Raw genomic sequence first — 11623 nt, 5'->3', positions numbered from 1 at the left:
GTGCTTCCACTCAGCAGACGATCCTTCCTCGGAGCGGCCGCCCTCGTGGCCGCGGCCGGCGGCGGGCTGCTGTCCGCCTCAGCGGCGGCGGCCCGGGCCCAGGACGGCAAGACCCGGCTCCGCGCCTTCACCCACCCCGGGCTGCTGCACAGCGCCGCCGATCTCGCCCGCATGAAGGCGGCGGTCGCCGCCCAGGAGTCGCCGATCTACGACGGCTACCTGGCGTTCGCGGCCCACGCCCGCTCGAAGTCCACGTACGCCGTCCAGAACACCGGCCGGATCACCTCCTGGGGCCGTGGCCCCACCAACTTCCAGAACCAGGCCGTCGCCGACTCGGCCGCCGCCTACCAGAACGCCCTGATGTGGTGCGTCACCGGCAACCGCGCCCACGCCGACAAGGCCCGGGACATCCTCGACGCCTGGTCGTCCTCCCTGACGATGATCACGGGCGCCGACGGCCCGCTCGGCGCGGGCCTGCAGGCCTTCAAGTTCGTCAACGCGGCCGAACTGCTGCGGCACAGCGACTACGACGGCTGGGCGGAGCAGGACATCGCCCGCTGCGAGCAGTCGTTCCTGAACGTCTGGTATCCGGCGGTCTCCGGCTACATGCTCTACGCCAACGGCAACTGGGACCTGACGTCCATTCAGTCCATCCTCGCCATCGCCGTGTTCTGCGAGGAGCCCACCCTCTTCGAGGACGCGCTGCGCTTCGCCGCGGCCGGCGCCGGCAACGGCAGCGTCCGGGGCCGCGTCGTCACGGACGCGGGCCAGGGCCAGGAGTCCGGCCGCGACCAGGGCCACGAGCAGCTCGCCGTCGGCCTGATGGGCGACGCCGCGCAGGTCGCCTGGAACCAGGGCGTCGACCTGTGGGGCTTCGACGACAACCGCATCCTCGCGAACGCCGAGTACGCGGCCGGGTACAACCTCGGCGGCGACGTCCCCTTCACCCCCGACCTCGACCGCACCGGCAAGTACATCAAGACCACCGTCTCCGACAAGGTCCGCGGCACCCTGCCCCCGGCCTACGAGATGTACTACGCCCACTACGCCGGCGTCCGAGGCCTCGACACCCCCTGCACCAGGGCGGCCGTCTTCCGCGGTACCGGCGGCGCCCGGGTCGTCGAGGGCAGCAACGACGACCTGCCCGGCTTCGGCACCTTCACCTTCGCCGGGACCAAGCCACCCGCGCCGACCGCGCCGACGGCTCCGGCCGGCGTCACCGCGGTGGGGGACGGCACCTCGGTCACCGTGGCGTGGCTGCCGTCCGCGTGGGCGACGACGTACACGGTCCGCCGGGCCACGCGGCCGCAGGGGCCGTACGAGGAGATCGGCGTCAGCGACAAGCCGGAGTTCACGGACACCGGCGTACGCGGGGGACGGACCCACTACTACACGGTCACCGCCGCCAACTCCCGGGGCACCAGCACCGCATCGAGCCTCGTCGCCGCCACCGCCGCCCTCCCCGAGCCCTGGTCCACCCGCGACATCGGCGATGTGCGGATCCCCGGTTCCGCAGCCTTCGACGGCGAACGGTTCGTGCTGGAAGCCTCCGGCACCGCCGACACCTACCGCTCGGTCCACCTTCCGCTGTCCGGCGACGGTGCGGTGACCGCGCGGATCGTGTTCCCGCTCAGCTCGCAGTACTCCAAGATCGGCGTCACCCTGCGCGACTCGCTCGACGCGGACGCCGCGCACGCCTCGATGCTGATCCAGGGCCTGCCGCTGCACACCTGGAGCGGTGTGTGGAGCGTACGGCCGGAGGCCGGAGCCGGCATCTCCGCCACCGGCGGTACGCCCGTGCCGCCCTCCCAGCAGCAGGCGATCACCGTCGACGCGTCCTTCCCGATCTCCGACCTCGGCACGCTGCCCGAGTCGGCGACCCCGCTTCAGGCCCCGTACGTCGAGGGCGCGGGCGACGGCTACCGGCTGCGGGCGCCCTACTGGGTCCGGGTGACACGCAGGGGCCGCCGCTGCACCGGAGCCATCTCACCCGACGGCATCCGCTGGACCGAAGTCGGCAGCAGTGACGTCGAGTTGGGCCGCACCGCGTACGCGGGGCTGGTCCTCACCTCCTGCCTCGGCGTCGACGAGGCCTACGCCGAGACGGGCACCGGCGCCTTCGACAACGTCAGCGTGACCTCCGCGACGGCGGGCGAGATCTGGTCCGCGCCGCGCCCGGCCCGCACCGCCACCGGCCTGGACGCGGCGACCGGCGCCGACGCCGTGGAGCTGGCCTGGACCGACCCGGACCTGTCCGCCCGCTACAAGGTGCTGCGCGCCACGAGCGCCGACGGGCCCTACGAGACGATCGCGACGGGCGTCGGCCCCGTCGGCTTCGGCGCCCGCATCCGGTACGCCGACGCGACCGGCGCCCCCGGGACGACGTACCACTACGCCGTCGCGAAGACGAGCCGCGCCGGCCACGGACCGCTCTCCGCCCCGGCCTCCGCACCCATGCCGACGCCGAGCCCGCCCCGACTCACCTCCGCCACCGATGCGTTCGGCAACGAGGGCGTCCCCTTCCGCCACCTCCTGCGCGGCTCGCACGAGCCCGTACGGTTCACCGCGGACGGCCTGCCCGACGGCCTCCGCCTCGACAAGCGCACCGGCCTGATATCCGGGACACCCCACGAGACGGGCACCTTCACGGTCACCACCGGCGCGGGCAACGCATCCGGCGACGGCACCGCCCCCCTCGCCCTCACCGTCGGCACACCCCCGCCCGCCCCCTGGACCTACGGCGACCTCGGCGACCCGGTGCTCGACGACCGTGTCTTCGGCACGCTCGGCGTGGTCGCGATCCGCACCCCGGGCAGCACGTCCTACGCCGACGGCACCTTCACCGTGCGCGGCGCGGGCGCCGACCTGACCGTCAACAACCAGGCGATGACCGGACAGTTCGTACGGCGTCCGGTCACCGGAGACTGCGAGATCACCGCCCGGCTCCTCTCCCGCACGGGCGTGAGCGCCGACCGGGTGGGCCTGCTGATGGCCAAGTCGCTGTCGCCGTTCGACCAGGCCGCCGGGGCGATCGTCACCGGCGGGACCAGCGCGCAGCTCATGCTGCGTACGACCGTCGCCGGGCGGTCGGCGTTCACCGGGAACGGGGCAGCCACCCTTCCCGCCCTGCTGCGGCTGAAGCGCGCCGGGACCGCCTTCACCGCAGCCCTGTCCACCGATGACGGCGCCACCTGGACCACCCTCGCCACCGGCGAGATCCCCGGGTTCGGTGACGCCCCCTACTACGTGGGCCTCGTGGTCTGCTCCCGCGACCCGCTGGCCCGCTGCACCACCGAGTTCGACGAGGTGAGCATCAGCACCGACTGATCCCCCCACGGATTGGAGTGCACGACCATGAGCCGCACTTCCCCCCACCAGCACCACCATCCCGCCGAGTTGAGCCGCCGCGGTCTGCTGAAGACCGCCGGCGGACTCACCGCCGCCGTCGCGCTGGGAGCTGCGTCCGCCGTCACCACGGCGGCCGTCGCCACCACGGCGGACGCGGCCCCCGCGACCTTCACCCACCCCGGCATGCTGCACAACGCCGGTGACATCAACCGGGCCAGGGTCAGGGTCGCCGCGGGCGACGACCCCTGGCTGTCCGGCTGGCGGCGGCTGACCGCCAACTCCCATGCGCAGTCCACCTGGACGCCCCGCGCCCAGGCCACCGTCATCCGCGGCGGCACCGGACAGAACTACGGCCTGCTCTACCACGACATCGCCGCCGCCTACCAGAACGCCCTGCGCTGGCAGGTCGGCGGCACCGAGGCCAACGCCCGGTGCGCGGCCACCATCCTCAACGCCTGGTCGAGGACCCTGAGGTCGATCACCGGCAACGCGGACCGGTTCCTCGCCGCCGGAATCTACGGCTGGCAGTTCGCCAACGCCTGCGAACTCATGCGCGCCTACCGCGGGTTCGACCTCGCGGCGGCCCAAAACATGATGGTCAGGGTCTTCTACCCGCTCAACAACCAGTTCCTCACCGGCCACAACGACGCCTGCGTCACCAACTACTGGGCCAACTGGGACCTGTGCACCATGGCCTCGATCATGGCCATCGGGATCCTCACCGACAACGCCGCCAAGTACGACCAGGCCGTGAACTACTTCAAGACCGGCGCGGGCAACGGCTCCATCCGGCACGCGGTTCCGTTCCTCCACGGCAACGTGGACGGCTACGACCTCGGCCAGTGGCAGGAGTCCGGCCGCGACCAGGGCCACGCCGTCATGGGCATGGGCCAGATGGGCGCCCTCTGCGAGATGGCCTGGAACCAGGGCGACGACCTGTACTCCTACGACGGCCGCCGCTTCATGAAGGCCGCCCAGTACGTCGCCAAGTACAACCTGGGCATGAACGTGCCCTACACCACCTATACCTGGGGCAGCGGCCAGAACTGCGCCCAGCAGTCGCAGACGGTCATCGGATCCGGCAGCCGCGGCCAGGTCCGCCCGGTCTGGGCCATGCTGCACTTCCACTACAACCGGCGCCTGTACCTGGACGACAGGTACATCTCGCAGATGTACTACAACGTCGTCGCCCCCGAGGGCGGCGGCGGTGACTACGGCTCCACCAGCGGCGGCTACGACCAGCTGGGCTTCGGCACGCTGATGTACGCCAAATAGCCCTCACACCCGCTCGTGCACCGGAATAACGGGCCACAATGAGGTGCTCTGATCTTCACGGTGCACGAGCGCGGTGAGGAGGCTGGTGGACGTATGACGGCAGTCCAGGCAGACCCCGAGGTGAGCACGCCGTACGGTGCCGTACGGGGCCGGTACGAACACGGCGTCGCGGTGTTCCGGGGCATCCCCTACGCGGCGCCCCCGTTCGGTCCGAACAGATTCCGGCCGCCCGTGCCGCCGGAACCCTGGGACGGCGTGCGCGACGCCGGGGCCTTCGGGCCGACCCCGCCGAAACCCCCGTACTCCGAGGCCTTCGCGCAGTACCTGTCCGACCCCGTCGTGCCCGGCGACGACTGTCTCAACCTCAACGTCTGGACGCCCGAGCCGGGCCCCGGTGCCCGGCTCCCGGTCATGGTGTGGCTGCACGGCGGCGCCCTGACCCGCGGCTCCTCGGGCGTGCCCGTGTACGACGGGCGCACCTTCGCCCGTGACGGCGTCGTCTGCGTCTCGGTCAACTACCGGCTCGGCATCGAGGGCTACGGCCTCTTCCCGGACGCCCCCGCCAACCCCGGCCTGCGCGACCAGCTCGCCGCCCTGGAGTGGGTCCACGCCTCCATCGCGGCCTTCGGCGGCGACCCCGACCGCATCACCCTCTTCGGCCAGTCCGCCGGCGCGATCAGCATCGGCGCCCTGCTCGCCGCCCCGCAGGCCCAGGGCCTGGTCCGGCGGGCCATCCTGCAGAGCGGGCCGCCCGAGGCCGCCGAGCGGGACAAGGTACGGCGGATGGCGCGCCGTATGGCCAACCGGCTGAAGATCCCCGCCACCGCCGCCGCCTTCGCCGGCGTCGACCGGGAGCTCCTCCTGCGCACCCAGGCCGACGTGGGCCGGCTCAGCAGTCCCGTGGTGGGCGGGCCCGCCTTCGGGATCGTCGTCGACGGCGACCTCGTCCCCCGCGACCCGCTGGAGGCGCTCACGGAGGGCGACGCCGCCTCGGGCGTCGACCTGATGACGGGCTGGACCCGTGACGAGTACCGGCTGTGGCTGGTCCCCGGCGGTCTCCTGGAGCGCGTCGACCGGCTCGGCGCGGTCGCCCTGGCCGGCGCCATGGCCCGCTGCCACGTCGGGGCCGACGTGCCCCGCGGCTACCGCGCCCTGCACCCCGATGCCGGCACCGCCGAGATCGTCGGCCAGATGGTCACCGACCACCTGCTGCGCCTCCCGCTGCACCGCCTGGCCGACGCCCGCCCGGGGTCGTCGTACGTGTACGAGTTCGCCTGGCCCTCCAACCTGCCCGACCTCGGCGCCTGCCACGCCCTGGAGCTCGGCTTCGTCTTCGACACCGGAGAGGTTCCCGAGTCCCGGAAACTGGCCGGCGAGGGCGCCCCGCAGGAACTGGCGGACGAGATGCACCGGGCGTGGGTGCGGTTCGCGGCGGAGGGCGACCCGGGGTGGCAGGCATGGGACGAGTCGCATCCGGTGCGGATCTTCGGCGACGGCGCGACCCGTACGGCATACGGCCCGCGCGACGCCGAGCTCGCCCTGTGGGCCGCGGCCGTCCCGCCCGAGGAGTCCGCACCCGCACCGGCCCTGGCCGACGGTTCGCCCCCGCGGGGTGCGGAAGTGCGGTCGGTCGTACGGCGTCTGCGCCTCCCCGGTGCGGTCCGCCGGCACGGACAGAGCCTGTGAGGTGTTCGACATTCCGTCGGTGACCTTCGGACGGGATGCCACGGACGGGTGCGGCCGGCCCGTCCGCGCCGCGAAGCCGGCGCGCAGCAGCGCGAAATGGTGACGGCGGCGGAGCATCCACCTTCGACGTGTACGCGGTCTGCTCGCTCGCTCCCACGGACTGAACGGACGGAACCGCCTCTGAAACCGGTTGCCGTGGGCAGGGGCGGCCGTCCGTTGAGTCAGCTCCGGGGCGGCGCCGTACTGCGTCTGATCGCCAGGCTGGTGGGGACGAGATCGGTTCCGGGCCGGGCGCCGCCCTGGGCGCGGACCTGCCGGAGGACGTTCTGGACGCAGCGGCGGCCCACCTCGGCGAAGTCCTGGTGGACGGTGGTCAGGGGCGGCACGAAGAAGGCGGCCTCGGGGAGGTCGTCGAAGCCGACGACACTGATGTCCTCGGGGACGGAGCGGCCGCGTTCGTGCAGGGCGCGCAGCAGTCCGAGGGCCATCTGGTCGTTGGCGACGAACACGGCCGTGCAGTCGGGTCGATCGGCCAGCGAGAGACCGGCCGCATAGCCGGACTCGGCCGACCAGTCACCGCGCAGCGGCTGCGGGACCGGGCGCCCGGCCTCCTCGAGGACGGCGCGCCACGCCTCGGTCCGGCGCTGGCCGGCGTACGACGTCCGGGGGCCCGCCACATGCCAGACGGTGCGATGGCCGAGGTCGAGCAGATGCCGGACGGCCTTGCGTGCACCGTCGGCCTGGTCGGTGTCGACCACGCTGTAGCGGTCCCCGGCGTCGGAGTCCACGACCACGACGTGCACACCGGGGGGCAGCTGCACCGTCCCGGCGTCGAGCAGATGGATCTCCATGATCACGATCACGGCGTCGACGGCCAGTTCTCCCATCCGGGTGAACGCCCCGAGGACGTTGTCCTGGGTCGGCACGTCGATCGGGATGAGGGTGATCGCGTACCCCTCCGCCGCGGCGTGCGTGGCGATGGCCTCCACGGTGCGGCTGTTGCCCGTCGACGACAGGCTGAACAGGATCACGCCGATGGTGTTGAACTGGCCGTAGCGCAGGGCGCGTGCGGCGCTGTTGGGCCGGTAGCCCAGCTCCCGCATCGCCGCGAGCACCTGTTCACGGGTCGCCTCGATCACGCCGGGATGACCGTTGGACACCCGCGACACCGTCTGCGACGACACCCCCGCGAGCCGGGCGACGTCGGCCATGGAGACCCGCTGCTTGCGGCGCTCGCCGGGCACTCCGGAGCCGCCCCGCTGGGCACCCCCGCCCGCGGGCACGGAGACCGCCGGCTCGTGCTCGCTCAGCTCCACCGTTCCCTCACCCCCCTCTCGTTCCCGGTGCGCGTCACCGCGCCCGCCCAGGGATGTTACGCGGGGGAAACCTTGACGGTCGTGGGGGCGGATGCCACGATTCCGACGCCCTGAAGTTTACGTAAACATCCCCCAGCGAGCCTCCCTGATCCGAGGAGCGGACGCGGCCTCGTGTCCCTCATGTTTACGTAAACATCATGCCGGGTGCCGTCATCTCCGAAAGGCCAGCTGATGCGCAAGACCCCCTCGAGAAACCGCTTCACCCCCGGCTGCGTGCCGCCTTCGCGGCGGTCGCGATCGCCGCGATCAGCGGCACCACCCTCGCGGGCAGTCCCGCCTCCGCCGCACCGAGCGGCGACACCACCCAGTTCAAGGGCGTGAACTGGGCCGATCCCCGTGACAACTTCGCCGACGACACCCTGCAGCTGTCCGGCCTGTCGACCTCCGACACCTACGCCCAGACCTACGCCAAGTCGAGCCGGATCATCTCGGCCTTCCGCGCGAACCTCGGCGCGAACACCGTACGGCTGCCCATCAACCCGTACACCGTGAACGGCTCCTACTGGAAGTCGTACCGGGGCGTGATCGACGCGGCGACGGCCAAGGGCTTCAAGGTCATCGTGTCCTACTGGGAGGGCACCGGTGACCGCAAGGACGGTTTCATCGACGACACCGCCACCTACTGGCCCATGTGGGACACGGTGGTCAAGGCCTACAAGGGCAACGCCCGGGTCTCCTTCGAGCCGATGAACGAGCCGCACGGCTACACCGACACCGAGTGGGCCGACATAGCCGCGAAGTGGCTGGACACCTACCCGTCCGTCCCCCGCGACCGGGTCTTCGTCAGCGGCGCCGGCTACAACGACCACGTCACCTCCGTCTGCGCCGACCCGCGCCTGAAGGGCACCTACCTGTCGCTGCACCACTACGGGTTCTGGAAGGAGTACGCCACCTACGACCAGTGGGTGGCCGACCTGAAGGAGCGCATCGGCGACTGCGCGAGCCGGACCGTCGCCGACGAGTTCGGCGCCCCGATGACGACCGGCCTCGACTACAACCACCCGGCGCCGTCCAACAACTCCGTCAACTTCATCCAGGCCGTCACCGACACCTTCCGTGAGCTGAAGATGGGCTCCGTCTACTGGCCCGGCCTGCGCACCGACGACACCTACTCGGTGCAGACCCTGATCGGTGACCCCGCCCGCCCGTGGCTCGCCACCACCAACCAGTCCGGCGCCGACCGGCTCGCGTGGGGCTGGGGGCGGGGCAAGCCCGTCCAGCCCTGACGGCGAGGTCTCCTGAGGCGATCGGACCCGGACGGTCGGGTCCGGACGGTCCGATCCCGCGGCCGGTCGCGGTGCCACGAGCGCCGCGACCGGCCGCGGTGGGTGAACCGTCAGACCTTCGGTACCCCGACGGAGTTCCGCACTACCACATGCGTGCCCAGCAGCAGATGCTCGTCCGGGCTCTCCGGAGTGCGGCCGAGTGCGGTGCGTACCGCGAGACGGCCGAGCTCCTCGTAGGGGACGTGGACCGTCGTCAGGGCCGGGTGCAGGTCACGGGCGAAGGGGATGTCGTCGTAGCCGGCCAGAGAGACGTCGCCGGGAACGTCCAGACCGGCCTCGTGCAGGGCGGTGAGCGCGCCCGCGGCGACCATGTCGGTGGCGGCCACCACGGCCGTGAACTCCAGCCCCCGCTCAAGGGCCTCGCGCAGCAGACGGTGCCCGGCGTCGCGGGTGAAGTCGCCGTGCAGGAGCAGCGCCGGGTCGGGGTCCAGGCCGCGGGCGCGATGGGCGGCGAGATAGCCGCGCTCACGGCCCTGGGCGGTGGTGTGGTCGGGCTTGCCGCCGAGGAACAGCACCCGCTGGTGGCCCTGCGAGAGGACGTGGGCGACCAGGGCGTAGGCCCCGCCCTCGTTGTCGTACTCGATGACGGTCACCGGCGCCCCGGGGCCGAGCGGCGGCCGCCCGCACAGCACCAGCCGGGAGCCCGCCGACGCCAGCGAGTCGGCCATACGGCGGGTGCGCTCGCGGTACTCGGGGGTGTCGGCGGAGCCGCCGACCAGGATCACCGCGGCGGCGCGCTGGGCGCGCATCATCTCGACGAACTCCACCTCGTGCTGGACGTCGCCCTCCGTCGTGCACACCAGGCACAGATGCCCGAGCCGTCGGGCCTCGCGCTCCACCCCGTGCGCCATGTGCGCGAACGACGGCCCGGTGATGTCCTCCAGCACGAACGCCAGCGTGGGCGTGCCGACGCCCGCGATCGCCTTCGCGCGCGCGTCGGCGACGTAGTCGAGGTCCCGCACCGCCCGCATCACGCGGGTACGCGTCGTCGAGCTCACCGGATACACGCCGCCGAGCACGCGCGAGACGGTCGACGCGGACACCCCCGCTCGGGCCGCAACGTCCCGGATGGTGCTGCGCCCCGCGTCCTCGCTCTTCCTGGTCATCCTTGCCTCGTCCCTCTCCCGGGCACCCGCGCCCTGCCCCCTGGGGAACCGGCGGCAACATGACGGCAACCGGTTTCCGAGGGAGGCTAGCAGCGGGTGAAGGGCGGGGACGAGTCCTGTGCGCGCGCCGTCAGCCCTTCGGTGCGGCGATGGTGCCGTCCGGCCGGATCTCGGGCAGGCTCGTCCGCGGCTTCGGCAGCAGTGCCTTGCGCTCGTCGATCGAGCCGTCCTTCTGGACGCCGTACAGCGCGTTGTAGATGGTGCGGACGGCCGGGGCGGAGGCGCCGGATCCGGTACCGCCCTGGGAGATCGTCATGACGACCGCGTAGTCCTTGGTGTACGTGGCGAACCAGGACGTCGTCTGCTTGCCGTAGACCTCGGCCGTGCTCGTCTTGGCGTGCAGCGGGATCCTGTCCTGCGGCCAGCCGACGAAGCGCCAGTCGGCCGAACCGCGGGTGACGACCCCGGCGAGGGCTGCGTCGATCGCGTCCCTGGTCTGCTTCGTCATCGGCAGTCTGCCGTGCGACTTGGGTTTGATCTCCTGGACGGACTTGCCGTCGGCGCTGATGACGGCTTTGCCGACGGTCGGGTCGTACAGGGTGCCGCCGTTGGAGATCGCCCCGTAGATGGTCGCCATCTGGATGGGGGTGACCAGGGTGTCACCCTGCCCGATGGAGTAGTTCACCGAGTCACCGGCGCGCAGCCGGTTGCCTTCGAGGCAGTTCTCGTAGGCGATCTTCTCGGCATAACTGCCGTCCTTCTTGCCGTACTTGCACCAGGCGTCCTTGTTGGCCTTCCAGTACGCCTGCTTCCACTGGCGGTCCGGAATGCGGCCGGAGACCTCGTTGGGCAGGTCGATGCCGGTCTCCGCGCCGAGGCCGAACTGGTGCGCCGTCTTGTAGAACCAGTCGTTGGGGTGCTTCTTCGGCCTGGAGCCGCCGTCACGCTTCCACTCCTCGTGGGCCAGCCGGTAGAAGACGGTGTCGCAGGAGACCTCAAGGGCCCGGCCGAGGCTGATCGGGCCGTGGTCCTCCGACTCGAAGTTGGTGAAGACCTGGTTGCCGATGGAGTAGGAGCTGGAGCATTCGTAGGGGCCGTCGAAGGAGTAGCCGGCGTTGACCGCGGCGGCCGTCGGGACGACCTTGAAGATGGAGCCGGGCGCGGACTGGCCCTGGATGGCGCGGTTGAGCAGCGGGTAGTTGGAGTCCTTCCCGGTGAGCCTCTTGTAGTCCTTGGCGGAGATGCCGCCCACCCAGGCGTTGGGGTCGTAGGTCGGGTTGGACGCCATGGCCACGATGCGGCCGGTCTTGGCCTCCATCACCACCACCGCACCCGAGTCGGCCTTGTACCGCTCGTTGGTGTTGCGGTCCCACACCTGGCGGGCCTTCTTCATCGCCTCGTTCAGCTCGTACTCCGCCACCCGCTGCACCCGCGCATCGATACTGGTGACCAGATTGGAGCCGGCCTGCGCGGCATCGGACTGCGCCTGCCCGATCACCCGGCCCAGGTTGTCGACCTCATAGCGGGTGACCCCGGCCTTGCCGCG

General features: G+C 71.7%; 7 protein-coding genes. 4 read left to right on the top strand and 3 right to left on the bottom strand.

The features are described 5' to 3' along the window. From ACIBU0_RS12045 to ACIBU0_RS12035, 3 genes are all read left to right on the top strand, one after another. Positions 1 to 3327: an alginate lyase family protein gene (locus ACIBU0_RS12045; protein WP_398815600.1), complete on the top strand. Its 3327-nt coding sequence runs from the start codon at positions 1 to 3 to the stop codon at positions 3325 to 3327. A gap of 27 nt (positions 3328 to 3354) precedes the next feature. Then, on the top strand, positions 3355 to 4623 hold the full coding sequence (locus ACIBU0_RS12040; RefSeq protein WP_398815597.1) for an alginate lyase family protein: 1269 nt from the start codon (positions 3355 to 3357) through the stop codon (positions 4621 to 4623). A 93-nt stretch (positions 4624 to 4716) separates the two neighbouring features. Further along, a complete protein-coding gene (locus tag ACIBU0_RS12035; protein ID WP_398815595.1) occupies positions 4717 to 6309 on the top strand; it encodes a carboxylesterase/lipase family protein in 1593 nt (530 codons plus the stop codon). 221 nt (positions 6310 to 6530) lie between these two features. Here ACIBU0_RS12035 and ACIBU0_RS12030 read toward each other — a convergent pair whose 3' ends face one another. Next, positions 6531 to 7520 (bottom strand): LacI family DNA-binding transcriptional regulator, encoded by a 990-nt coding sequence (locus ACIBU0_RS12030; protein WP_398816874.1) that lies wholly within the window; start codon positions 7518 to 7520, stop codon positions 6531 to 6533. A gap of 302 nt (positions 7521 to 7822) precedes the next feature. Here ACIBU0_RS12030 and ACIBU0_RS12025 point away from each other — a divergent pair, with 302 nt between their 5' ends. Further along, on the top strand, positions 7823 to 8911 hold the full coding sequence (locus ACIBU0_RS12025) for a glycoside hydrolase family 5 protein (protein ID WP_398815592.1): 1089 nt from the start codon (positions 7823 to 7825) through the stop codon (positions 8909 to 8911). 110 nt (positions 8912 to 9021) lie between these two features. Here ACIBU0_RS12025 and ACIBU0_RS12020 read toward each other — a convergent pair whose 3' ends face one another. Together ACIBU0_RS12020 and ACIBU0_RS12015 are read right to left on the bottom strand one after the other, a co-directional pair. Next, positions 9022 to 10077 carry a LacI family DNA-binding transcriptional regulator gene (locus ACIBU0_RS12020; protein WP_398815589.1) on the bottom strand — a complete coding sequence of 352 codons (1056 nt, stop codon included), beginning with the start codon at positions 10075 to 10077 and terminating at the stop codon, positions 9022 to 9024. Between the two features lie 130 nt (positions 10078 to 10207). Then, on the bottom strand, positions 10208 to 11623 hold a 1416-nt coding region (locus ACIBU0_RS12015), incomplete at its 5' end, for a penicillin-binding transpeptidase domain-containing protein (protein WP_398815586.1).

It is taken from the genome of Streptomyces sp. NPDC049627 (genome assembly GCF_044465645.1).
Classification (GTDB): Bacteria; Actinomycetota; Actinomycetes; order Streptomycetales; family Streptomycetaceae; genus Streptomyces.
This window is presented reverse-complemented; position numbering and strand designations above follow the sequence as displayed.